This is a genomic window from Neolewinella sp. (assembly GCF_965214665.1).
In the GTDB taxonomy this organism is placed as follows: Bacteria; Bacteroidota; Bacteroidia; order Chitinophagales; family Saprospiraceae; genus Neolewinella.
Window position 1 is genome coordinate 4,167,078 of sequence record NZ_OZ243970.1, and the last position, 25,480, is coordinate 4,192,557.

The following is a 25,480-nucleotide window of genomic DNA, read 5'->3' on the forward strand; positions in this document are numbered from 1 at the left end:
TATGCAAGTAATAAAAAGATCAGGCGCCAAAGAAGACGTCTCCTTCGACAAGATCACCGCGCGCATCAAAAAACTCTGCTACGGCCTCGACGAGAGCTTCGTAGATCACATCGACGTCAGTAAAAAGGTCATTCAGGGCCTGTACGACGGCGTCACCACCGTAGAGCTCGATAACCTGGCCGCGGAAACCGCCGCCTCGATGAGCACGGTACACCCCGACTACGCCCAGCTAGCCGCGCGGATCGCGATCTCCAACCTCCACAAGGAGACGGACAAGTCGTTCTCGGCTACCATGGAAGGGTTGTACAACTACGTGGACCCAAAGACCGGGGAGGCGGCCGGACTGATCGGCGACGATACCATGCAGGTCATTCGACAACACGCCCGAAAGCTGGACGCGGCCATCATTTACGACCGCGACTTCGAGTTCGATTACTTCGGCTACAAGACGCTGGAGCGGAGCTACCTGATGCGCCGTGACGGAGCCGTAGTGGAGCGCCCGCAGCACATGCTCATGCGCGTGGCCGTCGGCATCCACCAGGAGGACATCGAATCCGCCATCCAGACCTACCAGCTGATGAGCGAGAAGTGGTTTATCCACGCTACGCCGACGCTGTTTAACTCGGGGACACCTAAGCCGCAAATGTCGAGTTGCTTTCTTTTATCAATGACAGAAGATAGTATCGAGGGGATATTTGAGACACTTAGACGTTGTGCCAGGATCTCTCAGAGCGCCGGCGGTATCGGTCTCAGCATCCATAACATCCGCGCTACGGGCAGCTACATCAAGGGCACCGGTGGCACCTCCAACGGTATTGTGCCGATGCTGAAGGTGTTTAACGATACGGCTCGCTACGTTGATCAGTGTTTCCACCCGGATACCATCGTGTACACCCGGCAGGGGGTGAAGACTATCAATGAGATCGTCATCGGAGACGAACTGCTGGGGGAGCAGGGCAACTACGAGCGTGTCGGACGGCTGCTGCGCAACGATTACGAAGGCCCCATGATCGAGCTGAGTGTGAAGCAAAGCATCGAGCCGGTCCGCGTAACCCCCGAGCACCCTTTTTACGTGCTGCGCAACCAGCAGAAGATGGTCAACTTCAGCGTGATCCGTAACCGGCTGGAAAAAGGCTACGCCAAGCCGGAGTGGGTAGAGGCGAAGGAGCTGAACGAAAACGACCTGATCGTTTTTCCCGCCTTCAGCAACCACGAGGAGGACGTGTACGAATACAACCTTGACGACTGCCGTTTTTACGGTATGATGCTGGGCGACGGCCATGTTTCCCCCGACGGCCGACAGGCGCACATCACCATGCACCGCGACACCGATGACGTCAACTTCGTACGGCGCTATCTCTACGTAGCCGGTATCCACGCTACTGTAACTAAGAAGGACGACGTAGTGAAGATGCGCTTCACCTGGAGTGCGCACCTAGGCTTTAAGTTCAGCCGCGAGATGCTGTACGACACTACGGGCGAGAAGAGGGTCCACCCCTCCATGCTGCACCTTCCTAAGGATAAAACCCTACAAGTCATTCGGGGTGTCATGGAGGCCGATGGCTGCGTCACAAGCCGGGACAACTTCGAGCTGCTGCTGGAGATGACAAGCCGCAACGTCATCGAGAGCATCCGTTTCATGTGCATGCGTTTCGGCATCCTGACTTGCGGTTACGAGCGAGACCGGATCGGCAATATGTCCTCCTATAAGAACATCACGACCCGGCGCAAGTCCTGGGTATTGCGGTTACCTAAGGTAGAAGAACTGACCGAGTTGTTCGACCGGCCAGCCGGGAAGTATGTAAGTTACCTGGAGTGGGAGGGACACATATTCAGTCGCGTCAACCACGTCAAGCAAGTCGATTACGCCGGGGTGGTGGTGGACTTCGAGGTACTGCCTAACCATAATTACGTCACCCACGTCGGCGTGGCGCACAATGGTGGCGGAAAAAGAAAAGGCGCCTTCGCCGTCTACCTAGAACCCTGGCACGCCGACATCTTCGAGTTCCTCGACCTGAAAAAGAACCACGGTAAGGAGGAGATGCGCGCCCGCGACTTGTTCTATGCCCTGTGGATGAACGACCTGTTCATGCAGCGGGTGAAGGACGGGGCCGACTGGAGCTTGTTCGATCCGGGTGAGTGTCCGGGACTGTTCGACGTGCACTCCGGCGAGTTCGAGGCGCTGTACCACCAGTACGAGGCGGAGGGCCGGGCTACGAAGACGGTCAAGGCACAGGACCTCTGGTTCGCCATCCTCGATAGCCAGATCGAGACCGGTACGCCCTACATCCTTTATAAGGACGCGGCCAATAAGAAGAGCAACCAGCAGAATCTGGGTACGATTAGAAGTTCTAACTTATGCACCGAAATTATGGAGTACACCAGCGCCGACGAGGTAGCCGTGTGTAACCTCGCCAGCCTAGCCCTGCCCAAGTACGTCAAGGAAGACGGCAGCGGCTACGACTTCGACAGGCTCGTAGAGATCACCCGCGTGGTGACCCGCAACCTCAACAAGGTCATCGACCGCAACTACTACCCCATCGAGCAGGCCCGCAACTCGAACATGCGCCACCGACCCATCGGACTGGGCGTGCAGGGACTGGCCGACGCCTTCATCATGCTCCGTCTGCCCTTCGACTCGCCGGAGGCCAAGCAGCTCAACCGCGATATCTTCGAGGCCATCTACTTCGCAGCCTGTACCGAGTCGATCGCTCTGGCTAAGCAGCTCGGTCACTACGAAAGTTACCCCGGTTCGCCGGCCAGCAAGGGCAATCTACAGTTCGACCTCTGGGGCGTAACGCCCTCCGACCGTTGGGACTGGGCCGGCCTTAAGCAGGACCTCGCTAAGTACGGCATGCGTAACAGCCTCCTGGTAGCCCCGATGCCCACCGCCTCCACTAGCCAGATCCTCGGCAACAACGAGTGCTTCGAGCCCTACAGCTCCAACATGTACACCCGCCGCACACTCTCGGGCGAGTTCGTGGTCATCAACCAGCACCTGCTCAAGGACCTCATCGGACTCGGGCTCTGGGACAACCAGATGCGCAACCGCCTCATGGCCAGCAACGGCTCCATCCAGGACTTCGACGACGTGCCCCAGCACCTGCGCGATCTCTACAAGACGGTCTGGGAGATCAGCCAGAAGGTGGTCATCGACATGGCGGCCGACCGCGGCGCCTTCGTCTGCCAGAGCCAGAGCATGAACCTCTTCGTCGAAAACGTCAACTTCGGCAAACTCTCCAGCATGCACTTTTACGCCTGGCAGAAGGGCCTCAAGACGGGTATGTACTACCTGCGCACTAAGGCGGCCCGCGACGCCATCAAGTTTACGGTGGACAAAGACCAGCTCGTCAAGCAGGGCGAGGAGGGCGATGGGCAAGTGAAGCAGGGTAGCCGCGATGTAGCGTCGGCTTCAGCCGACACGCTGCCCGAAGTAACGGTCAAGAAAAGCAGTTCGCCGGCTAAAGCTGTTGCTACCGCTGGCGGCTTCGAGGAGATCAGTGCCGAGCAGACCGCGGCGGTGGGTAAGACGTGTAGTCTGGATGATCCGGATTGTATTGCTTGTTCGGCATAGAATACCATCGTCGGCCGGGCGTTGCGCAGCTTCGCTCGTCTGCTGACAACTCTTATGACTTAATCAATTTCCACCCCATCTGACTCCGGTCGGGTGGGGTGTTTTTTTTGTACTAAGCGGGCGGGGCCGCAGGTGCAGCGTAAGTTAGATATAGCCCCATCATTGTTGGCGGCTGTACCTGATTACAGAGAAGAAAGTTTCGTGCAGGTGATCGAAGTCACCATCGGAGGTAAGCAATGTGGCTTGCGTGACCACTGTTGTAGCTGCGATCCATAGATCGTTCTTGCCGAGCTTGACAGCACTACCAAGTTTGGTGAGGGAAGGGTGACAGCCAATGCTATACGATTCGATATCTACGTAGGCTTGAACGAGGTCGTATGATTCAACCGGAATGATGAGAGAAGCCCTCATAAGCGTTTCCATAAGTTCTAATTTGGCCGTGCCCCACGGAGCTTTTCTCGCTATCACGCGCAGTTCCGCTACGGTAGCGATCGAAATAACAGATTCGTTCCCACGCTGAAATGGTCCAAATTCCTCTACAAGAAAGTTACGTGTCTGTCCCTGTCTGATGTAATATGTAGTGTACCCCAAAATTCGAACAGGTAAGTAAGGTCCACTAACTTGCTTGTATGTCTAAACGAAGAACACATTCGGCCAGCTTCAAGAAGAAAGTTGCCCTGGAGGCCATCCGGGAAGAACTGACCATGGCCGAGCTGTCGCGAAAACATCAACTGCACGCTTCACAGATCAAGACCTGGAAGCGGGTACTGACGCATGAATCCGACGAGCTTTTTGGGTCCAAACGCAAGGGTAATCGCGGGGCAGCTTCGAGCCTCGGCCTGGAAGATAAACAGCGTGATGAGCTACTGCGCATCATCGGTAAGCTACAGGTGGAGAACGAGTTTCTAAAAAAAACGCTCTCCTGATGCCCCATTCACAAAGAGTAGCCGCCCTGGATAGCGGGGCGCATCTCAGCGTAGTGCGCCAGAGCCATCTTCTGGGTGTATCTCGGTCTCGGCACTACTACCACCCGGCAGCAGAAAGCGAGCTAAATCTGCGACTGCTGCGGCTGATGGACGAACACTACCTGGACTACCCCGACAAAGGTCCGCGACGAATGCTGCGGTGGCTCCGGCGAGAACACCAGTTGGAAGTCAACCTCAAACGCATCAACCGCCTGTACTACAAGGTGTTAGGACTACAGTCGGTGCTCCCAGGGCCACATACTTCCCGTCCCGCGCCTGGACATAAGGTGTACCCCTACTTGCTACGTGGGCTATCCATGGAGCGGCCCAACCAGGTCTGGCAGACGGACATCTCCTACATTCCAATGAAGCGGGGGTACCTCTACTTGACGGCCTGGATCGATGTGTATTCTCGCTTCGTGCTGGACTGGTCGCTGTCCAATACGATGACCGCCGAGTGGTGTAGCCAAGTCTACCGACGCACCGTCGACCGCTGGGGCTGTCCCGAGATTGTTAACACTGACCAGGGCGCTCAGTATACCTCGGAAGCTTTTACGCAGGCCGTGCTGGGTCAAGCTGATGAAGCTACTCGGCTCAGTATGGACGGCCGCGGACGGGCTACTGACAATGCCTTCATCGAACGCCTCTGGCGAACGGTCAAGTACGAGTACATTTACCTGCATGAATTTGTCGATGGCCTTGCGCTCAAACAAGGACTGCGGGTATTCTTCGACTACTATAACTACGCCCGAGATCACTCCTCGCTGAGCCCTGGGCTACCTCACCAACATTATCCCACCGGACCTAAAACTCTGTCATAATCTGTCGAAGAATGGGGTACACATCAATAGACTAAGACATTTGTATCTAAGACGTACCTCATTAATCGAGCATAGCTAACAGTTCCTCAATAGTATGCTCCCACTCAATAGCATCCGCCGCTTTGTTAAAGGCTTCTACGTCGAGCTTTTGGGGCCGCTGTTCCGCCCTTAGTTTATCAAGGTCAACTTTCTCGGCTAGTCTACCTGTGTACTTGCTTAAATCAATAGAAGGTTGATTTGACTTGGCGTCTGCAATAGCCGTGCGGGCAACCAGATCTATCTTGGTCTGACCTAGATCTTTACTATTACCTGAATCCTCAAAGTAGTCCGGAGCGATCAATCTACGCACCCGCCTAATCAGCGCAGCATCCTCAATCCGCGTCAATGCGCGAATCGCTTCCAGTCGTTCCTGTTCGATAGTCATCGGTGGTGGCTTTGTGGTATAGTAAAACTAAGGTACGGCGGCTAAGTTGCTTGCCGTGCTCGTGCCGCAGCACCACAATTCACTGCACCCCCGATAGCTATCGGGGCCCCGCCCCTTGCTACCACAAAATGTTTGATATACTTGCGTAGCCCGCCGCGAACTACCCACCTCCCATGCCCCTACGCGACCACCCCCCGCTTCCCCCCGATAATGCCCTGTGGTTTTGGCTCCACCGCAATCTGGGACGCGAGCCGCGCTGGACCTTCCCGGACGTCCTGACCGGATCCGGTGTGCGCCTGCACCGGTTACACTTCGACAATTACGACTCACTCTGGCCGCTGCTCGCCGAGGGGGATACCCACTACGTCGAGCGGGAGTACCGGGAGCGGGAGCAACTGTACGAACAGGTCGTATATCTCTACGGTTACGCGCCGTTTTCCGGGAAGCGGGGGGCGGTTGACTACCTAGTGCTGCGGGAGGAAGAAGCCACGGAGTTCGCCGAGCGTCAATTATGGGGCTCCGACCAGGGGTTACGGCAGGATGACGAGCGCAAACTAACCGGAGTGGTACACCTCTACAACCTCAGCATGGAGCGCTTCGGGCGCGGCATGCCGAATCCCCTACTGGGCGTTCAGCTCGCCGAGGCCCACCGTGGTACGGGCATAGCAGACCGCGCCCTCGACGTCCTAGAGTGGTACGTCACCGAAACCTACCCGGAGGCCACCGCGGTTACCGCCATGATAAAAAGGGAGAACGCCCGTAGCATCCGCTTCTTTACGCGCCGGGGGTACGAGATGTCAACGGAATACAGTGACCCGAACGAGGACCGAGAAGATACCTTTCTGGTCAAACAACTAACGCGAAGGGTAGGGGGCGAGGGTAAGGAGTAAGGAACAGAGCGCCTGCGGACTAGGTTGTGAATAAAAATAACCAAACCTACCGCTATGCAACAGCCACGAACGGAAGAAACGTCTCTCCGTGCCCCTCTTCACCCCCTCAATGACGAGGCCGATCTGGACCGGCTCATCGAGGAGATCGGCGATGCCCGCGTAGTAATGCTCGGTGAGGCCAGCCACGGCACCCACGAGTACTATACCTGGCGGGCGCGCATCAGTAAGCGACTGATCCGGGAGCGGGGGTTCCAATTTATTGCCGTGGAGGGGGATTGGCCCGCCTGCTACGGCCTCAACCGCTTCGTCAAGCACTATGCGGGAAGCCCGGAAGAGGTGACCGAGGTACTGCGCGAGTTCGGGCGCTGGCCGACCTGGATGTGGGCCAACTGGGAAATCGCCGGACTAGGCAACTGGCTGCGCTCCTTCAACGCGGACCGGAGCCCGGAAGCGCGGGTGGGCTTCTACGGACTGGACGTCTACAGCCTCTGGGAATCCATGAACGATATCATGACCTACCTAGAGCGGGAAGACCCCGAGGCCGCCGAGCTAGCCAAGCAGACGATCACCTGCTTCGAACCCTATAAGAACGACGAGAAACAGTACGCCTGGGCCACCCGCATGGTGCCGGAAAGCTGTGAGCAGGAAGTGGTCGATCTGCTGCGGGCCATCCTCGACCGCTCACAGCGCTACCAAACAGACGTCGAAGATACCTTCAGCACGGAACAGAACGCCCGCGTGGCGGTCAACGCCGAGCGGTACTACCGCAGCATGGTCCGGTCGGGTCCGCAATCCTGGAACGTCAGGGACCGGCACATGATGCAGACGCTCGACCGGCTGCTGGATTTCCACGAAGCCAATAGCAAGGCCATCGTCTGGGAGCACAATACCCACATCGGCGATGCCCGCTACACCGACATGGCCCACGCCGGCATGGTGAATATCGGACAACTAGCCCGGGAGGCCTACGGTGAGGCGGCGGTTAGGTTGGTCGGCTTCGGGAGCTACGCCGGAACGGTCGTCGCCGGCCAGGCCTGGGGAGCCCCCCCCGAGGTGATGGATGTGCCGCCGGCCCGCGAGAATAGCTGGGAAGCCGCACTTCACCGAGCGGGTAGCGACCGCTTTTACCTGCTTTCGTCCGAGTTTGAGGGACCGGCCGCGCACGATACGGAGGTAGACCACCGGGCCATCGGCGTAGTGTATGACCCCGCCCGGGAGGCTTACGGGAACTACGTGCCCTCCAGGATCGGGCGTCGGTACGATGCCTTCATTCATATCGACCGGACGCGCGCCCTGCACCCGCTGGATGTGACTGCTAATACCCACCGGGTGCCGGAGACTTATCCCTGGAACCTGTAGGAGTCGGTATCCCGCCCCCTTTAACGCACTACGGTCTTACCGGTCCTAAGGCCTAACTTTTACTGTGTCGACAGCACCGACGTTCGGTCAGTAATTAGGGTCCTGCGTAATTGTAGCCTCACCATCCAGGAACGAGCGGTCGATGGCCTCCGTTGGGATGGGGTAGTACTGATTCTTGGGGTCTTCAAAGGTCACGCCCCGCAGGTATACACGGTGCTGCTCCTCGCTTCTCAAGTAGGCGTTGAGCACCTCGGCCTGTACTCCCCAACGCTGGAGGTCGAAGAAGCGGTGACCCTCCAGGGCGGTTTCCAAGCGGCTCTCGAAGCGGACGGCCTGACGGGCCATGTCCTGATCGGACCAGGCATCGTCGTAGGTGGCCACTTGGTAATTAGCGGCTACCTCGCCCTCGACGAAGGAGTACTCCTGGCGGCTGTTTGCGCCCTGGACTACCTTGGGTACGAAGTCTTCCTCGTTGCTGGCGCGCTCCCGAATCTGGTTGACCAGCTCGCGGGCGCGCTCCAGGTTGCCGAGTTCTACCTCTACCTCCGCCAGCCAGAGCAGGACCATGCCGTAGCGCATGATGCGGTAGTTGTTGGCCGATAGGTTACCCCAGCCGGTGACGCCGAAGCCCTCGGGCTCGGCTACGTGCTTCATGGAGGAGAAGGGACCGGCGTAGGAGAGGTCGCGCACGAAGTCGGTCTGGTGAATCTGGAAGTTCTTATACAGAATGCCCGGCCGGCCAACGGTGTGATCGAGCCGGGGGTCGAGGGGGGCGGTGTACTCGGTTTCGTAGGTCACATCCTCGTCGTCGAAGTCTTCGAGTAGGGGCAGGCCATCATCGCTCGTGCGAAAGGCATTGACCAGGTTTTGCGAGGCCTGGTAGAAGCCGCAGCAGCCCCAGGGGGCGATGTAGGGGTGGGCCAAACCTACGCCCTGGGTGGCGGCATCGCCGGTGGCACTGCTCACCGCGTACTGCACCTCCCAGATGGACTCGACGTTGTTGCGGGTTTCGACGAGGAAGTTTTCGGAGAAGCGGGGCACGAGCTGGTAGCGGCCGCTATTGATGATTTCCTCCAGTAAAGGCTTTGCTTCCTGTAGCTTGGACGTATTCGCGTTACCGTCATCATCCCATCCCTGGTACACCTTGGCTTTGGCCAGGAAGGCTACGGCGGCAAGTCGGGTGGGGCGGCCTACCTGCGACTGCTCCTCGGGCAGGGTAGCGGCGGCGGCCTCAAAGTCTGCCTCGATGTCGTCCCAGATCTTACCGTCGTTGGGGACCTTGGTCGATTCTACGTCGTTGATATCGTACACGTCATCCCCAACGTAGATCGGAAAGCGCCACATCTTCTGGGCCTCGAAGTGAAACAGCCCCCGGAGGAAGCGCGCCTCGGCAATGATTTGTGTACGGCGTTCCTCAGACAGGGCCTCTACATTGCGGGCCGTGGTGATCACGTCGTTGGTACGGGCTACCCCCTTATAGAGGCCGCGCCACTTGTTGCGGATATGGCCGTTGAAGGAGTTAAAGTCGTAGCGCTCGATGAAGGACTGCTCCGGCTGGTCGCCGGCGTCGGTGCCCTTCAGGCCATTGTCGGAGGCTACGCCGCCGAAGACCCAGTTGCTGATCTCGTTATTCCAGGCAGCCTGACCGTCGAGACCGGTGCCATCGACCATAGCGTACGCTCCGATGAGGAGACTTTCTACGCCCCCGGGGGTCTGGGTAGAGGCGGTACTGACCTGCCCCTGAGGTGATTTTTCTAGAAATTCTTCACTACAGTTCAGAAGCAGGAAGGCCAGTACCATCAGGGTGCCAAGTACGCGATAGATATTCATCGTCATTGCGTTGATATAGTTAAGGAGGGGGGTTATTGCAGGCTGACATTAAGCCCGAAGATCAGCGTCCGGGACACCGGCATGTAGCCGCCGTCGAAGCCGAGGGTGGTATCGGTGTTGGTCTGTATCTCGGGGTTTAGCCCGTTGTAGCCGGTCAGGGTGATCATATTCTGTCCCTGTAGGTATACCTGAGCGTTGGATAGGCCGAGCCGGGAGCCTAGGGCACTCGGTAAGCTGTAGGTGAGCTGGATGTTTCGGATACGAAAGAAGCTGCCGTCCTCGATGAGGTAGTCGGAAACCTGACTGCTGATCTGATCGTTGGCGTCCATGATTGGCGAGGTAGCTCCGGGATTGGCGGCCACCCACTGCTCGCGGGGAGCGGTCGGATTAGTGGGCTGCCAGGCGTCGTAGAGGGCCCGGCGCGAGCGGTTACCCTGAAAGGTATTGAAGTCGGCAAAAAAGCGGGTGTAGTTGAACACGTCGTTACCCTGGGAGCCATTACCGAAAATATTGAGCTCGAAGTCACCGTAGCCTAGTGTGATATTCAGGCCGTAGGTGAAGTCCGGGTGGGGATTTCCGATGATGGTGCGGTCGGCATCACTGATCTCTCCGTCCCCGTTGACGTCCACGAAGCGGAACTTGCCCGGGGCGTTGTAGTTGCCGTAGGGGGCGTGGGCGTCTGCCTCTTCCTGCGACTGGAAGATACCGTCGGTCTGGAAGCCGAAGAAGGAGGAGATAGGGAACCCCGCCTGGGTGACCGTCATGGAGGGTACACGGGAACCGAAGCCGAAGATGCGGGCTTCGGGATCGTTGAGGGCAACCACCTCGTTGCGGTAGGTAGAGAAGTTACCGCCGATGCTGTAGTAGAAGTTACCCGATCCACCGTTGTAGCTTAGGGCTAAGTCGATGCCCCGGTTGGAAACCTCGCCCACATTAAACGCGGGCGGGGTGGCATCTCCCGCGCTGAAGGTAATGGGTACTTGCAGCAGCACATCGGTGGTGGTCCGAGTCCAAAGGTCGAGTTCGGCACTGATGCGATCATTGAAGAGACTGGCGTCGAAGCCGAGGTTGTTGGAGGTGGTGGTTTCCCACTGCGCGGCGGCATTACCGAAGCTGGAAGCATCAAAACCAATGACGGGAGCGTTGGTGCTGCCATCAATAGGATAGCCGGCGTTGAAGATGTTGGAGCGGTAGGTCGTGAAGCCGTTGTAATCACCGATCTCCTGATTACCGGTTTGTCCCCAACCGTAGCGCAGTTTAAGGTCGCTAAATACGCCGCTCAGGCTGGTAAAAAAGGGCTCGTCGGAAATGCGCCAACCCAGGCTGACGGAGGGAAAGAACGCCGCATTATCGGCCGTTAGGAAGCGCGATGACCGATCGTAGCGGCCAATCACCTGGAGGAGGTAGCGGTCGCGAAAGGCGTAGTTGGCCTGGGCGAAAACGCTGAATAAGCTAAAATCCTTTATGGTACCGCCATTGTTACTGGCCGTGGTCAAATCGCCGAGGTTTAGGTAGGAGATGATCGAGATATCCTCCGAGGGGAAGCGCTGCCGACTGGCGTTGGAGAACTCACCGAAACCGCTGATCGCTTCGACTCCGGCCAGGCCAGAAAGCTGATGGTCCGACCCCAAGTCGCGGGCGTAGCTTACTGTGTTCGTCCACACCCACTCGTACTCGTAGCTCTCGCCGATGTTGAGGCTATTGATGAAGTTACCTTCCACGTATTCCGGCTGGGGACGGCCGATATTGCGACTACGATTCGTGTTGGCATCGATACCAAAGCTGGTCTTGAAGGTCAGGTCGTTGATGATGTCCACTTCGGCGTAGACGTTACCGAAGGCGCGCAGGTTGTAGCTGCGGTCGTCCGCGTCTCGGGCCAGGATGGCGTAGGGGTTGAAGTTGTTGCCCAGGTTAGCCCCCCGGCTACCGGCGAAGTTACCGGCGACGTCGTAGATGGGCAGTAGTGGGTGGTGCTTGTAGGAGCCGGATACTGCGTTCTGTTCGTTGTTGTTACTAAAGCCTCCCTTACGATTGCCGAAGGACATGGTGAAGTTCTCCCCGATTCGCACCCGGTCGCTGAGGGCTGAGAACTGCGTATTGGCGCGAATTGACATGCGTTCGTAGGAGACAAAGCGGGTGATGGCCTCCTGATCGAAGTAGTTGAGGCTAAAGGCGTAGCGTGCAGTTTCGGTGGCTCCGGTGGCGGAGAGCTGATGGTTTTGGATGGGCGCATTCGGGCGGGTCACCTGGTCCCACCAGTCGGTGTCAGCCGAACGGGTGATGGCGTTGATGTTGTCCGGGGTCAGGGAGTACTCGTCCTCGTTGGCCGTCTCGGCTCCGCTAGGAAAGACGTAGTTCGGAATGCTCACCTCTCCGTTCGGACCGAAGTCGTACTGCCCGTGGGAGGGGGTCTTGCCGGCGTAGAGGTCGGCCAGGTAGAGGTACTCGCCGAGCTCGCGGGCGTTGAGTACCTCTACGTCCTGAGCGGCATTCTGTAGGCCGTAGTAGGTATCGTAGGAAATAGTGGGCTTACCAAGCTTACCCTTCTTGGTGGTGATGATGACCACACCGTTGGCGGCCCGAGAGCCGTAGATGGAGGCGGCCGAGGCATCCTTGAGCACCTGCAGCGATTCGATATCGTTGGGGTTCAGGTTATTCTGGTTGCGGGTCGGTACGCCGTCGATCACGTAGAGCGGGCTGTTATTGCCTACCGTACCGTAGCCCCGAATACGTATGGTCGCTCCTCCTCCGGGGGTGGCGTCGTTGACGACCGTGATACCGGAGGCGCGCCCCTGCAACTGCTGGGCGAAGGTGGTGGCCGGTACGGCTAGAAGCTCCTCAGAGTCTACGGTAGCCACCGCACCGGTGATGTCGCGCTTACTCTGGGCGGTGTAGCCCGTAACGACCACCTCCTCCAGCAGCTCACCGGAGGTCAACTGTACGTCGACGACCGACTCCCCCTCCACCGGTACCTCCCGGGCGCTATAACCGGTATAGCTGACCAGAAGCGTGCTGCCGGGTTCGGCGTCAATGGAGTAATTGCCGTCAAAATCCGTGACGACTCCGGAGGTAGTGCCCTGGATAAGGATGGACGCCCCAATGAGCGGATCCCCATTATCGGCGTCGGTGACCGTTCCGGTGACCTGGGCCATAAGCAGATTGGCGCACAAGCAGGCAGCTACTACAATAAGGTAGCGGCCCGCCCCGCGGGGGGAGGTAATTGACATGATCGTAAGGTAGATTAAGCGTGTAGAATGATTGTCTGCGCTGCTAATATAGGCAGCCAAAAACGAAAACCATAGGAAATTTTACAATTTTGTGAATTTCACAAAATCGTATCAGTTTACCGCCGTGCCCGCCGTTCCTTGCGCCACCGCCTCCGCTCCGCCCGCCACTCCTCCAGCCGCCCCCGCCGCTTGAAGTACTTGCGCCGCCCCAGGCGGAACTTCATTTTTAGCTTCCCTTCCGCGTCTTGCCCCCCCACCAGGTAGATCTTCCAGCCGGCCCGGTCGTAGCCGGTCGGGGTGGGGGCCTCTTCCATAAGGCCGCGACCGATGTTGCGCAGCGGGATCGACACCAGAAAGTCAGGCCCCCCGACATCGTCGTAGGTACCCTCGGCGAACACCTGAATACCGGTCGACTGTACCTCCATACGCGACATGACCAGCCGGCCACTGTCAATACGCACCTCGCCCACCAGGGGGGCAAAGCGCAGGTGCTGGAAGCGTTTTTTCATCTTCGCCTTCTTCCCGGTACGGGCCAGGAAGGGCCAGTCGGCCAGCTCCAGCCCGGTGAGGCGGAAGGCGACCGTGCCGCGGGTGCTATCGATAAGGAGCCGCTGCCGCGACTCGTCAAGTTGACCCACTAGCGATCCCGTCAGATTGAGCCGCCCGCGCAGTATACCTAATTGATCGACCCGTGTGGAATCGAGCTGCCCGAATTCTTCTAGTAGGCGATGAAGGGAAAGAGAATCAGTACTGAAATCTACCGTAAAGGGACTGTGCGCTCGCTCGTCCAGGTCGTAGGTCGCCGCCAGATCAACCCGGCCCGCCCCGAGGCGAAAGCCCGACTGCTCCACCACCAGCTGGGTTGAATCGCGCAGGTGCATGCCCGCGTGCACATCCACGAAAGGGGTAGCGCGGCCGAGGTAAAAGGTATCGATACGTAGACTCAGGTCCGGACGGAAGCTGCCGAAAATACCCTCGGTAGCCGAGAGCAGTTGGTGCGGATCGAAATCGGTAGTATCCGCCGCGGCCGCAGCCCGTCTTTCCGCGCGGACTGCGGCCCGCCCCGTGGTGTCCGGCCGGATGAAGTCCCGTAGCTCCGACCAGTGTAGCTCGGTAGCCGTCAGGTCGGCGCGTAATTTAAAGGGAGTGCCCAGTTCGGGGTAGATAAAGCCGCTAATCTGATCCAACTCTCCCGTCAGCTCCACGGCCCGCCGGGTGGCATCGCTCATCAGCTCCAGCGCGTACGTGGCCCGCTCCTTGGCCACGTCTACAGCAAAGTGCCGTACCGGAATGTATACGCCCGCCGGTGGGTAGCTCACGCGGCTGGAGTCGATGCGTAGCGCCAACTGACCGTCTTTGAGCAACTCCGGCACACTAGCCGGAGTGCCATCCAGCTCCAGGTCGATGCCGAAGGAGCCACTGCTGAAGAAGAAGTTCTCGGCCCGAAAGAGGTCGTTGACGAGTTGCGGATCACCCGTCAGGTGCAGCGTACTATGCAGTCGCTGCATACCGGTTGTGTCGTAGTTGAGCGCCCCGGCAAAGCGCCCATCCCGCCCGTCGTCGAAGAGCAATCGGCCGGCGTTGTAGCCCGGCGTGATGCCAAAGGTATCGTCGATCACCCCCCGGTGCGCAAAGTCGATGTGCAGGTCACGCGGCAGCCGGTCGAGCTCGGCGGGCAGCGCCGGACCGAAGTAGTCGATGGTCGGCCCCAGTGCGTTCAGGTCTAGGTGCTCGGTCACCAGCTCCAGGGCGAAGGGCGTCCGGCCGGCTCCACCTAGGTCCAGCCGGGCCCCGAAAGCCACCTCGCTGCCCGCCCAGTCGAAGCTCGTGCGCTGGAGTACCAGGGTGTCGCGGTCGAAGTGCAGCCCGGTACGGAGATCCGTCAGGGTAAACACATCGTAATAGGCCACCGTGTCCAGCCGCACGTCCAGGTTGGGGTGAAAGGTGCGCTGAATGCCCAGCAGGGCGGACTTAATGGCCTGGCTCTCATCCGCCTCGCTCGACTGGGGTGGCACCGGCGGCCCCGCCCCCGATTCCTCCTGGTTGAAGTAACCGTTTTGGCCGAAAAAGGCGCGAAAGTCCGTCCAATTGATACGCGGAGCCAGTAGGGTGACGTCGGTGCGCACCGCCTCACCGGGGCGATTAAACACCAGAGGGGTGAGATTATCGACGCTGCCCACCAGCTCCAAAGCCACGCCGGTAGGTAGCGGACTACTTTGAATGTGAAAGCGCACATCCTCGCCGCTTTTGCCCACCTCGATGTACTCGAAGGGGAAGCGCACGCCGGCCGGCCGGTAGACCACGTCGAGGTCCGTGAAGCGCAGCAGGCCGTCGGTGCGATCCAGGATGTCGGGCAGCGAGGCAATGAGGCTTGCATCGGCGTCGGTGGTGAAGGTAAAGCGACCGCGCTCAAAGAGAAAGTCTTCGTTGCCGAGGCGCTGGCTGACCGTCTCGGCGCTGCCGGACACGCGCACGGGGGCCTTTAACCGGGTATCGTACTCGTTGGCGTAGAGCAGGGCGTGGGGCATCTCCACGTACAGTCCCTGCTGGTAGGCGCGCACGCTATCGAAGTCGAAGCGTAGGTTCTTGCGGCTGCCCGGTGTACCGCCGTCGGCCTCGTCGAGCCGGTTGACGAAGGTGCCGACCGCGTGGGCGTCACGAAAGAGGTACTGCTTGATCTTCACGTCCTGGCCGGCAAAGCGGAAGGCGATGTGTACCTCCGGATTCTCGCCGCGCTCGAAGCTGCTAGTGATCTCGGCGCGCACCGGGAAGCGGCCCCTGATGTCGTACTCGGCTAGTTTGGCCTGGAGGTCGTCGTGGAGCATACCGCGTGACTGGGCGAAGTCCGTAGCCGTATTTTCCAGCGTGATCCGGCTCATCCCGCCCTCCCGTCGCACGATGGTAGCGCCGATGTCGAAGGTCTGGTCGCCGATGGCCAGCGGGGTAGGGGGCACGGTCCACTCCTCCGCGCCAAAGTGCACGTCGAGGTGGCCGCTCACGGGCGTATCGTCGAGGTAGCCGCCCTTATCGGTGTTAAAGGCTAGAATGCCCAGGTGTAGGTCGAGGTCGGTGGCCAGGTCGATACCACCGTCGGCCGCCCGGTGGCCGGTAGCGTCCAGGCGGTGCAGGGCGGCCACGATCCGTTTTTTCTTCAGCGGGTTGATGAAGGTGAAGTTCACCTCGCTCAGTTGTACGTCGAGCCCGTCATAATCCAGGACCAGGGCGGAGGGCGCAGGTGCGGCTGACGCAGAATCGGGCCGAAACAACTCCCCCGCATTGGTGCGCCCCGTGGAGTCCGTTTCCAGATGGATGCTGCCCTCGTGCATCTCTACGGCTAGTACGCGGAGGGTATCGTGCAGCAGGGCGTCCAGGCTGATCTCGCCGCGCAGCCGGCGCACCGCTACCAGGGCTGGGGCATGGCGGGGCAGCAGGGAGTCGCGCACCACCAGGCTATCGACCGACATACTCACGCGGGGAAAGGTCTCCCAGGCCCGCAGGTCGACGCGGCGGAAGGCGACCTCCAGGCCGGCCGTGGCGGTGAGCTCGTGCAGGAGTTTTTCCTCGTGGGAGTCGAGCCAGCCGTTGAGGTACCACAGGCCTAGGGCCAGGCCCACCAGTAGCAGGAGCAGCAGGACAAGGAATCCTTTGAGTAGCTTTTTTACCATAGCACGATCGCGGCCCCCCAGCAGTAACGTACGAGAACGGGGTGGCGTGTGGATGGGTTCGTGAAAGCTTACCCTACTCCAACAACCGCAGCACCAACCGCTCCGTGCCTCCGTTACCGACCTCCACCATGCGGCTCACCGGTTCACCCTCCGGGGGCACCAGCCGCAGCGTAAAGCGACCGACAGAAAGATCGTGCAGGGTGAACCGCCCCTCGGCATCCGTCAGCGCGGCCAGGTCGGGGAAGGTGCCGGGGCCGTCCTGAAGGGTGATGCTCACCTCGGGCACGGGGCGGCCGGTGGCGTCGATGACCTGTCCGTCGATGGTATAGTTCATAGCAGTAGAAGTAAAACAGCCGGCGACCGTCACGAGGACGACCGCCAGCATGCTGAATAATCGGAAGTGTATCAGGACCACTACTGACCCATCTGTTTCCAGCTCTTCATCAGGTTGAACACCCCCGGGGTGATGCGGGTGGCGGAGTTGCCGGAGCTGCTACCGTTGGTGTGGATGCCCACGGCGTAGCGCTGGCCATCCTGGATGTGGTAGACCGACGAGCCGCTCTGACCGCCGGCGGTGTCGATGTCGTAAGTGATGGTACTGCTACTGACCGACTTTACCCCCCGGCTGTGGTACCACTGGGTGCCGGCGGGCTTGTCGCCGGGGTAACCGGTCAGGTTGAGGTACTTCGCCTTGAGCGCAGTGTCGCCCATGTAGGCAAATCCGAAGGTACCCGTACGCAGGCCCAGCCGGTTGTTCTCCGGCAGGATGATGCAGCCGTAATCACTGCTGCGCTGGCGACTACTCGTCCAGCCGGTGACGCTGCGCAGGTGAGTAGCCACGTGGGCGCCAAAGGGCATGGTGCTGCCGTTGCGGCCCGGCATGACGGTGATCGAGCTAGCCCAGCCGCCCTCGTCGTGCAGGTACACACAGTGGCCGGCGGTCATGATGGTGCGCGGGCCGATGAACCAGCCGGTACCGATGTACTGCCGTCCGGTACGGGTATTGATCAGCAGCGAGCAGGTCGCACTCCAGGGGTAGGAGCCGGTGCTGGTGATACGCACGCGGTCGTCAGTGCCAATGACTACCTCGTCGGCGAGTTCACTGTCCGCTGCGGCGGCGCGTGGCGGCTGCTCGTCGTAGCTAGCGAAGTAGGCGTCCAGCAGCTGACCCTCCTGTGCGGGATCGGGAAGCTGCTCGCCGCTGGGGGCGTCCTGCGAGCTGACCTCGTCGAGGTCCAGGGCGGTCGCCTCGTCGGATGTGGCCGGTAGCCCAACTGCCTCGACAGTGGACTCCAGGCCCAGTTCGCGGAGTCGTTCGCTTTCCAGGCCGGGACTACCGGCTTCAAGGAGGGAGGTGGAGGAATCGGTCGCGGCGGTTTTGCCGTTGCCGTTGGGGGTGATAACGTCGCTACTGACGTCCTTTAGGGTAGTAGCCATGATAAGGGATTAAGTGTGATAAGGGATGGATTACACACCTTTATACAACCACCAAATTACCCGTTACACGATGCCACTAAAAAACTAAAGCCCGGAAACTGCGCCCCCGACACCAGCCACGCCTCCCCAGAAAACACTCCGGGCGGCACACTTTAGGCGCGTACGCAGGTGCACACTCAGTCGAGCCAGCCCCCGGGCAGCTTTAGTTTTACCGGCTGCGGGGCGGGGGTATGACGCTTTAGCGGATCATCCTCCGGCCGGAGGGGCTGGGCAGCGAAGCGGCGCTCGTTCCGGGTCACGAGGTCGGTCAGCACCAACCGGTCGGCGGTGAGGCTGTCGATGCGGTAGGGCAGGTAGAAGTCCCGTTCGCGGCGGTAGCGGTTGGGTATGCGGCTCTTGCCCAGGAAGTAGTCTACGGAGAGGGTCAATTCCCGGGAGTCGGCGTCCAGGGCGTAACGGCCCAATAGGTAGCGGGCCGCGCCACGGTTTTCGGTACCGTAATCCTGCTCGAAGGTGCCATCGGCGGTGAGCACGAGGCGGTAGCCAGTGCCTTCCTCTTGCCAGGCGACGGACTGGAGCAGGGAGTCGGTGGGCTGGCCGAGCAGGGTAGTGAAAGGAAGTAAGCAGAGAAGTAGGCGTAGGGCCATAGCGTAGGGGGTGGGGGCTATGGTATAAGGTACGGCGGGGGCGGCTTGCTCAGTGGGGGTGGGGATTTAATGGGATTTTAATTCTCACAGCCGCGGCAGCACCTCCTCCCCAAAAAACTTGATGAAGTAGTCCTGATTCACCCCCACGTTGTGGAACACGATCTTGTCGAAGCCGCAGGCGAGGTCCCGTTTGATCAGCTCGACGTGCTCCTCGGGGTCGACGGAAATGCGGATGTTCTGGGCCACCTCCTCGGGGCCAATGAACTGACTGGCCGCCTCGAACTGGGCCGGGTTGCGCAGCTCACCGTGGACGGAGCTGGTGCCGACGTTGGTGCGCCACTGGGCGTGGGCCAGCTCCTTGGCCTCCGCTTCGGTGGCGGCGACGCAGAGGTCGACCTTCAGCAGCAGGGGCCCCTTGCCGCCGGCGTCGCGGTAGGCGGCTACGGTGTCCTGGAGGTGGTTGGTGGGTTTCCAGGTGGTGTAGAGTCCGTCGGCCCACTCGGCGATGTCGGCGGCGGTTTCCTTAGTGATGGCGCAGCCGATGGCCCGGATCTCCTCTTCGGGTAGGGTGTAGAGTCTGACGTCCTCGGCCGTGATCCACTCGCCGCGGAAGGTGAAGTGCTCGCCGGCCCAGAGGCGTTTCATGATGTGTACGGCCTCGGCCAACTTGCGGTTGCGGGCCTGCTTTTCGGGCCAGTGGTTGCCGGTGATGTGTTCGTTGAGAAACTCGCCGCTGCCGAAGCTTGGCCAGAAGCGACCGGGGTACATCTGGCAGAGGGTGGCCACCGCCTGGGCGATGATCACCGGGTGGTAGCGCTCCACGGGCGAGTTGACCACCCCGATGGGTACGTGGTCGGTGGCCTCCAGGGCCGCGCCCAGCCAGCTCCAGGTGAAGCCGCTCTGCCCCTGTGCCTCGCTCCAGGGGAAGAGGTGGTCGGAGCTGGCCAACTCGTCGAAGCCGGCGCGTTCGGCTCGTTTGGCTAACTCCAGCAGGTGGCGGGGGGTGAATTGTTCCTGGGAGATTTGGTAACCGAAGGAGGGCATGGGTGTGGAGGTGGTATTTAAGGTAATGTGGGTTCGAGCGGTGCGGTTCAATCTGCGGTGCACCTGCGGCCCCGCTCGCTTGGTGCTGGATGGGTTGTTGGCTGCCCGCGATTGCCTGATCCAAACTATTTTTCAGACTAGGCGCCTCCACAACCCCCCAGTGCAGTAATGCAACCGCTGCTCGGGGTCCGGCAGCCCGACCTACTCCTCATACATCCGCTCCACCTTCAGGGCCGCCAGCTCTACGAAAAGGTCGGCGAATTTGGCGGTCACGTCCCGAAAGTAGCGAGCGCCTTTTTCCGCGGTAGCCTGGCGCGGGTCGCCGATACCAGTGTCGGCCGTGACGCGTGACCACCGGCGCTCGTGGGTGACCCAGCCCTCGGCGAAGGCGGCGATGCGGTGTTTGTGCTCGCGACCGGCTCCGGCTTCCTCCAGGGGCAGCACCAGGTCGGGGCGTAGGTGCAGGACGAGGCTGGTTTCCATCTCGTCGGCGTGGTCGCCTCCTTCCGTGAAGTAGGCCGATTTGTCGAGCGCCCGAAACCAGTCGGAGGTACAGAAGAACATCTCCGGGTAGCGCAGTCCGAGTTCCTTGAGCAGCACCTTAAAGCTGTTGCCCCCGTGGCCGTTGAAGACGAGTAGCTTTTTTACCCCCTGGCGGTCAAGGGTGGCGGCCACATCGTCCAGTATGGCGAGCTGGGTGGTGGGGTTGAGGTTGATGTCGAGGAAGATGTCGGCCTGCCCCGTATTGATGCCGAAGGGGATGGTGGGCAGTACCATGATCTTTGCCCCCCGCTCCCAGGCCTGGCGGGCGGCCTCGGTGGCGATGCCCTCGGCCTCGATGTTGTCGGTGGCGTAGGGTAGGTGGTAGTTGTGGGCCTCGGTGGCCCCCCAGGGCAGGATGGCCAGGTCTACGGTGGCGTCCTGGAGGTGCTTGTAGTTGGTTTCGGCGAGGAGGTAGGGGCGGGGCATGGGGGGGTGGTTTTCGACTAAAATACCTCGGAGACCGTCGGTGCTAGCCGTCGGACGGTTTAGAACCGTCCGACGGCTATCCCGAGCAACTTTGCACCCGCGGCCCCGCCCCCTGCCAAAACTATTGTGTAACACCCGCCCCATTCCCCGCATAAAGCATACAGACACACCCCCGACAGTATGCTGCTACGACTACTCCTCCCACTCCTCTTCCTTCCCCTCCTACTACCCGCCCAGGACGTCCGGCGCATCGAGCAGTACCTGCCGGGTACCCGCGTGACCTACTTCATGGGGCAGTGCGGCGAGGACGTGCCGGAAGCCGCCGGTCGCCTCAGCTTCTGCGACGGAGCCGGTAACCTTGGTGTAGTCACGCAGAGCCTGGGCCTGAGCGGTCGCGGCGTACTGGAGATGCTACCCAATTACTTCAACGACAGCGAGGTGTACGTGACCCGCGGCGGACTGAGCATCCGCCACGCCGATGGTAGCTGGGAGAACGTGCCGAACCCCGCCGTGGGCGTACGCGACTTCCGCGGGGAGATCACCAACGAGGGGCAAATCGAGACCGGACTGGTAGATGCCGATGGCCGGGTGCACTTCAACATCACCAGCACCTCCCGGCGCCTCTACTATACCTATGACCTGACCACTACAGCGATCGCCGAGGTGCCGGCCACCACTCAGCAGGGTATCGTCAATTTCGCCTATGATGCCAACCAGGACCGGGTCTACGCCCTGGGGGCCTCCTTTCGTGACATCAGACTTTATCGTTACGATGCGGAAAGTGGGGGCGCTAGTGAGGTAAGTGAATTGGATGGATTACCGGAGGTACAGTCCGTCGGTTCGAACGGGGCGACCTTTGCCTTTCACGACGACCAGTTATGGTTGGGGACTACCCAGGGCTTGTTTCTGATCAATCCGGAAGATAACTACGCCGTAACCAGCCTAAGCGCCGACAACGGCAAGCTGCCCCTCAATACCGTTACCGATATTGACTTTGCCGACGACGGCAGGGCATGGCTCACCCAGACTGGAACGAACCGTGGTGCCGTCGTGCGCCTTGACCTGAGCGATACCACCTTCACCGAATACGTACTGACCCGGCCCGGCAACGCCAACATCGAACTGGCCTTTCGGGACCTGGCGGTGCTGGCCGACGATCGTATCACGGCCGTATTTACCAACGACTTCGGCTACGTGGACCTGGACGTAAGTGGCGGGACTCCGGAGTGGACCTTCGTCGGCCGCGACAGTCTCGCCGCCCTGGGGCTGCCGATCACCTACACCCCCACCTCCGTCGAGCGCCACGCCGGCCGTACCTATTACCTGACCAACGATTTTAGCACCGGTAATACCAATAATGCCGAGGTGCTCATCCGCGACGCCGCCGACAACTTCACCACCCGCAACGACGACCGGCCCACCAACTACAGCTACTGGGAGCTGGAGCGCTTCGAATACTTTGCCCCCGACCGGCGGGGTGGAATGTATTTATTGAGCTCAGCGGATAAGATCGTCACCTACATCGGAGAAGACCACGGTCTTCGCTCGCGTAAGCTGTCCAATCTGGCCCCGCAGACGCCCGCAGTCGATGACCGAGGGCGGCTGGTTTACTACGGTACGGTCGACGGCACCACTGCCTGGCGGCTACTCGACCGGCCCGTAGACCGGCTCATCTCCGGCGCGCTCCCCAGCGGGCTCATTCCCTCCGCCTACGGCAACGTGGTATCTTTCTTTAGCCGCGCCACCGGTGAATATATCCGAACGGTCAACGGACAACTCATCGCCCGCGACACCCTGCCCGGTGGGGGACAGGCGTACAGCGATGTCTATAACTTTGCCAACGGCGACGGCGGCCGCGTCTGGCTGGCCGGACAGGACCGCGGACAGGGCATGCCCATCATCAGCTACGACCCCGTCACCGGCGATACTACCCGCTATTCCCCCGGCGTGAGTTTTGGTGCCCCCCGGCGCGTACTGCCCGGTCCCGACGGCAGCATGTATTTTATCGCCCAGCGGGGGCTGGTGTACTACGACGGCAGCGATTACCACCTGCACACGAGTGCCGACTATGACGAACTGCGTACCATTCACGATGCCGCCGTCGATACTACGGGTCGGCTGTTTCTGCTCACGGACTTCGTAGGTACCATCCACACCCTGGAGAACCTGGACGCCACGCCCACCATCACCACCCGGCGCGTGGAAGCCTTACTGCCCTTTACGAATCTGTACGGGTCTACCGCCCTGGGGCTGGACGCCAATGGTAACCTGTGGGTAGAGGGGCAGGCCACCGTATTCAAGATCATCGACGACCTCACCGCCCCGAGCTACCGCCCCGGGGGCGAGGAGCGCACGCTCAGCGGCCGCGTGTACGCCGACCTGAACAAGAACGGCAGCTACGATGCGGGCGAGGAGGTGCCCAACCAGCCCGTCGCCATCACCGTGGCCGGTCGCACTGTAATGCGCCTCACCGACGACGCGGGCCGCTACGCCACTATACTGACGGAGGCCAACCAGGACTACCGCATCACGCTGACCACCCTGGGCCGGATCTACTTCTCCCGCGACCGCCAACAGACCATCGCCGTGGACGCCACCGACCGCAACTACCTCGTCAGAGACTTCCGCCTCGAAGTAAAGGAATACAACAGCCTCTACTTTCAAACGGCCAACAAGATCGGTGTGTGGGGCTTTGAGCGCGAGGGCTTTACCAACACCTTCACCACGGCGGTGACCAATCTGTCGCTCACCGAGCCCTTCCGCGAGCTCGACATCGAGTTCTTATACTTCAACGCCGAAGAGGGCACCGACAATGAGCTCCCCGCGGTAAAAACCGTGCGTGTCACCCGGTTAAGCCCGACCGGCGTGCCGCTGCTGATCGACTATTTGACCATCGAACCCCGCAGCCACCGCTGGTCCATCCGACAGCTTTCTCCGACGAGGTACGACCGCGAAACCGTAGAGGTAACGCCCGCCTTTCGCACTAGCGTCGATACCGTAGCTACCACGCTAAGCGTCGGCGACCTCCAGCCCCGGCAGACGCTCGTCATCGAGGTCGTTACGGAGGTATTCCAGGCTCGATCCAACGGCACGGTCATCGTCTACACCCCCGGCCGGGTGGATAGCCCCGACCTCAACGATAACGGTCCCAACGGCGGCGGCACGGTATTCATCTACCCCGACGACGATCCTACGCTGCCCGGTCCCGCGCCCCTCGATCCCTTCGACGATCCTAACTCCCCCTACGTTTCCCCCGACGACATCTACGAAGACCCGCCCTACGAGGACCCGGAAGACGTTTACGCCCCATCTCCCTACCGGGCCCCCATCTTCAGTAGCTACGATCCCAACGACAAGCTCGTGGACGGCGGCGTAGTCACCAAGACCAACGACACTGAGCTCGACCGGAAGTGGCTCACCTACACCATCCGCTTCGAGAACACGGGTAACTTCCCGGCCAAGGACGTCTGGATCATCGATACCCTCCACGGCCGCTTCCAGCCGGAGTCGGTGACCTTCCTGGAGGCCAGTCATACCGCCACGGTCGACTTCTTAGAGCAGAGCGATAGTCTAAGCGTCCTCCGCTTCAGCCTCGAGGACATTTACCTTCCCTTCCAGGATAGCCTCAACGACGGCTACGTCCGCTTCGCCCTGCGCGTCGACGAGGACATTGCCGTGGGCGACACCCTCAGCAACCGGGCGGCCATCTACTTCGACCAGAACCCTCCCATTATTACCAACGTGGTCCGCAACCGCTTCATCGAGGTACAGGACCCGGTCTCCAATACGGCGGGGCCGCAGGTGCAGTCTTCCCTGGAGGTGTTCCCCAATCCTACCTCCGGACGCCTGTACATCCGCAGTGTCGAGGCTATTCAAGGGGTGCAGCTCTATACGCTGGAGGGTCGGCTGGTGGGTGATTACGGGCCGGGTACGGGGGAGGTTTCGGTGCAGGCGCTGCCTAGTGGGGTGTATGTGCTGCGGGTGGACACCGAAAGCGGGACGGGGGTGCGGCGGGTGGTGGTGCGCTGATTAGCCGATTAGTTGTTCCAGCACGTCCCGGGGAGTCCAGCATTCGCCGTCATCCTGCGCTTGGAGCTCCCGGGCGAAGAGGATCGTGCGGATAGGCTCCCCCTGGTAGAAGGGTAGTTTTGTCGCTTTTTCTACCAGTTCTCGCCGTAGTCGGGAAGCATTCGTGACCTCGGACCACTTGCATTCTCCCACCAATAAGGATGACCCATCGTGTGGCCGGGTGACCGAGAGCACGGCGCAATTAAACCTGTTCGGTCTGTCGATTGTAGAAGGGCATGCAAATCTTATGTAGTGCAAACATAATGTTCTTACTGCATAAAAAGTGCGGTTCAATTTACACTGCACCTGCGGCCCCGGCCCCGATACCACGGATCGGCCGTGAAATCTCTTTCCATCCCAGCGTAACATTCCCACCTCCACCGGACTCCAAAGGGCAAACGACCTCTGTAGTCATAGATGCCAGCTGGGCCCTTCTTTTCGGGGGTAGCTACGCGGTGGGGGCTACGCTCATCATTTTACTTGTACGTCGGGGTATTCAGCGGGAGCAGCGGAGTATTGCGGAGTGGGCTGAGCTGGCAGACAAACTAAAGGGGAGTCTC

17 protein-coding genes are annotated in these 25,480 nt (G+C 60.3%); 6 read left to right on the forward strand and 11 right to left on the reverse strand.

All coding sequences use genetic code 11. The features are described from left to right. The first annotated feature begins 1 nt into the window (after position 1). Entirely contained in the window at positions 2-3,574 is a 3,573-nt protein-coding gene (locus ACOOHD_RS17855; RefSeq protein WP_420459238.1) for a ribonucleoside-diphosphate reductase subunit alpha, read from the forward strand. Positions 3,575-3,733: 159 nt separating this feature from the next. Here the strand turns inward: ACOOHD_RS17855 and ACOOHD_RS17860 are convergent, their stop codons facing one another. After that, the gene (locus tag ACOOHD_RS17860) at positions 3,734-4,165 is read right to left on the reverse strand and encodes a PIN domain-containing protein (protein WP_420459239.1); all 432 of its coding nucleotides are present in this window, start codon (positions 4,163-4,165) and stop codon (positions 3,734-3,736) included. A 38-nt stretch (positions 4,166-4,203) separates the two neighbouring features. On the opposite strand from ACOOHD_RS17860, the gene ACOOHD_RS17865 reads away from it, so the two are divergent. Both ACOOHD_RS17865 and ACOOHD_RS17870 read left to right on the forward strand, forming a co-directional pair. Further along, on the forward strand, positions 4,204-4,500 hold the full coding sequence (locus ACOOHD_RS17865) for a transposase (RefSeq protein WP_420457933.1): 297 nt from the start codon (positions 4,204-4,206) through the stop codon (positions 4,498-4,500). After that, on the forward strand, positions 4,500-5,360 hold the full coding sequence (locus ACOOHD_RS17870) for an IS3 family transposase (RefSeq protein ID WP_420459203.1): 861 nt from the start codon (positions 4,500-4,502) through the stop codon (positions 5,358-5,360). Before ACOOHD_RS17865 ends, ACOOHD_RS17870 begins: the two co-directional genes overlap by 1 nt. A gap of 61 nt (positions 5,361-5,421) precedes the next feature. On the opposite strand, the gene ACOOHD_RS17875 is transcribed toward ACOOHD_RS17870, so the two are convergent. Continuing rightward, positions 5,422-5,784 (reverse strand): hypothetical protein, encoded by a 363-nt coding sequence (locus ACOOHD_RS17875; protein ID WP_420459240.1) that lies wholly within the window; start codon positions 5,782-5,784, stop codon positions 5,422-5,424. A 173-nt stretch (positions 5,785-5,957) separates the two neighbouring features. Between ACOOHD_RS17875 and ACOOHD_RS17880 the strand changes: the two genes are divergently transcribed. Continuing rightward, positions 5,958-6,674, forward strand: coding sequence for a hypothetical protein (locus ACOOHD_RS17880; protein ID WP_420459241.1), 717 nt, complete (start codon positions 5,958-5,960; stop codon positions 6,672-6,674). A 54-nt stretch (positions 6,675-6,728) separates the two neighbouring features. After that, entirely contained in the window at positions 6,729-8,033 is a 1,305-nt protein-coding gene (locus tag ACOOHD_RS17885) for an erythromycin esterase family protein (RefSeq protein WP_420459242.1), read from the forward strand. Positions 8,034-8,120: 87 nt separating this feature from the next. Here the strand turns inward: ACOOHD_RS17885 and ACOOHD_RS17890 are convergent, their stop codons facing one another. The 8 genes from ACOOHD_RS17890 to ACOOHD_RS17925 form a co-directional block, all read right to left on the reverse strand. Next, entirely contained in the window at positions 8,121-9,869 is a 1,749-nt protein-coding gene (locus ACOOHD_RS17890) for a RagB/SusD family nutrient uptake outer membrane protein (protein ID WP_420459243.1), read from the reverse strand. Positions 9,870-9,895: 26 nt separating this feature from the next. Then, positions 9,896-13,090 carry a SusC/RagA family TonB-linked outer membrane protein gene (locus ACOOHD_RS17895; protein ID WP_420459244.1) on the reverse strand — a complete coding sequence of 1,065 codons (3,195 nt, stop codon included), beginning with the start codon at positions 13,088-13,090 and terminating at the stop codon, positions 9,896-9,898. A 116-nt stretch (positions 13,091-13,206) separates the two neighbouring features. Further along, positions 13,207-16,755, reverse strand: a complete 3,549-nt coding sequence (locus ACOOHD_RS17900; protein WP_420459245.1) for a hypothetical protein — start codon at positions 16,753-16,755, stop codon at positions 13,207-13,209. A 73-nt stretch (positions 16,756-16,828) separates the two neighbouring features. Further along, positions 16,829-17,089: a carboxypeptidase-like regulatory domain-containing protein gene (locus tag ACOOHD_RS17905; protein WP_420459246.1), complete on the reverse strand. Its 261-nt coding sequence runs from the start codon at positions 17,087-17,089 to the stop codon at positions 16,829-16,831. A gap of 80 nt (positions 17,090-17,169) precedes the next feature. Next, positions 17,170-18,192, reverse strand: a complete 1,023-nt coding sequence (locus ACOOHD_RS17910; RefSeq protein ID WP_420459247.1) for a trypsin-like serine peptidase — start codon at positions 18,190-18,192, stop codon at positions 17,170-17,172. Positions 18,193-18,368: 176 nt separating this feature from the next. After that, entirely contained in the window at positions 18,369-18,839 is a 471-nt protein-coding gene (locus tag ACOOHD_RS17915; protein ID WP_420459248.1) for a hypothetical protein, read from the reverse strand. An 84-nt stretch (positions 18,840-18,923) separates the two neighbouring features. Then, complete coding sequence (locus tag ACOOHD_RS17920) at positions 18,924-19,883, reverse strand: TIGR03885 family FMN-dependent LLM class oxidoreductase (RefSeq protein WP_420459249.1); 960 nt, start codon at positions 19,881-19,883, stop codon at positions 18,924-18,926. A 201-nt stretch (positions 19,884-20,084) separates the two neighbouring features. Continuing rightward, positions 20,085-20,852, reverse strand: coding sequence for a creatininase family protein (locus ACOOHD_RS17925; protein WP_420459250.1), 768 nt, complete (start codon positions 20,850-20,852; stop codon positions 20,085-20,087). A 180-nt stretch (positions 20,853-21,032) separates the two neighbouring features. Between ACOOHD_RS17925 and ACOOHD_RS17930 the strand changes: the two genes are divergently transcribed. Continuing rightward, the gene (locus tag ACOOHD_RS17930) at positions 21,033-24,881 is read left to right on the forward strand and encodes a DUF7619 domain-containing protein (protein WP_420459251.1); all 3,849 of its coding nucleotides are present in this window, start codon (positions 21,033-21,035) and stop codon (positions 24,879-24,881) included. On the opposite strand, the gene ACOOHD_RS17935 is transcribed toward ACOOHD_RS17930, so the two are convergent. Next, entirely contained in the window at positions 24,882-25,073 is a 192-nt protein-coding gene (locus ACOOHD_RS17935) for a hypothetical protein (protein ID WP_420459252.1), read from the reverse strand. Positions 25,074-25,480: the final 407 nt, after the last annotated feature.

Excerpts from the sequence above, each read along its gene's own strand:
- ACOOHD_RS17915 (WP_420459248.1), bottom strand. The coding sequence starts at position 18,839 with ATGGCCCTACGCCTACTTCTCTGCTTACTTCCTTTCACTACCCTGCTC.
- ACOOHD_RS17925 (WP_420459250.1), bottom strand. The coding sequence starts at position 20,852 with ATGCCCCGCCCCTACCTCCTCGCCGAAACCAACTACAAGCACCTCCAG.
- ACOOHD_RS17905 (WP_420459246.1), bottom strand. The coding sequence starts at position 17,089 with ATGAACTATACCATCGACGGACAGGTCATCGACGCCACCGGCCGCCCC.
- ACOOHD_RS17885 (WP_420459242.1), top strand. The coding sequence starts at position 6,729 with ATGCAACAGCCACGAACGGAAGAAACGTCTCTCCGTGCCCCTCTTCAC.
- ACOOHD_RS17890 (WP_420459243.1), bottom strand. The coding sequence starts at position 9,869 with ATGACGATGAATATCTATCGCGTACTTGGCACCCTGATGGTACTGGCC.
- ACOOHD_RS17875 (WP_420459240.1), bottom strand. The coding sequence starts at position 5,784 with ATGACTATCGAACAGGAACGACTGGAAGCGATTCGCGCATTGACGCGG.
- ACOOHD_RS17920 (WP_420459249.1), bottom strand. The coding sequence starts at position 19,883 with ATGCCCTCCTTCGGTTACCAAATCTCCCAGGAACAATTCACCCCCCGC.
- ACOOHD_RS17910 (WP_420459247.1), bottom strand. The coding sequence starts at position 18,192 with ATGGCTACTACCCTAAAGGACGTCAGTAGCGACGTTATCACCCCCAAC.
- ACOOHD_RS17870 (WP_420459203.1), top strand. The coding sequence starts at position 4,500 with ATGCCCCATTCACAAAGAGTAGCCGCCCTGGATAGCGGGGCGCATCTC.
- ACOOHD_RS17900 (WP_420459245.1), bottom strand. The coding sequence starts at position 16,755 with ATGGTAAAAAAGCTACTCAAAGGATTCCTTGTCCTGCTGCTCCTGCTA.
- ACOOHD_RS17895 (WP_420459244.1), bottom strand. The coding sequence starts at position 13,090 with ATGTCAATTACCTCCCCCCGCGGGGCGGGCCGCTACCTTATTGTAGTA.
- ACOOHD_RS17880 (WP_420459241.1), top strand. The coding sequence starts at position 5,958 with ATGCCCCTACGCGACCACCCCCCGCTTCCCCCCGATAATGCCCTGTGG.
- ACOOHD_RS17865 (WP_420457933.1), top strand. The coding sequence starts at position 4,204 with ATGTCTAAACGAAGAACACATTCGGCCAGCTTCAAGAAGAAAGTTGCC.
- ACOOHD_RS17930 (WP_420459251.1), top strand. The coding sequence starts at position 21,033 with ATGCTGCTACGACTACTCCTCCCACTCCTCTTCCTTCCCCTCCTACTA.
- ACOOHD_RS17855 (WP_420459238.1), top strand. The coding sequence starts at position 2 with ATGCAAGTAATAAAAAGATCAGGCGCCAAAGAAGACGTCTCCTTCGAC.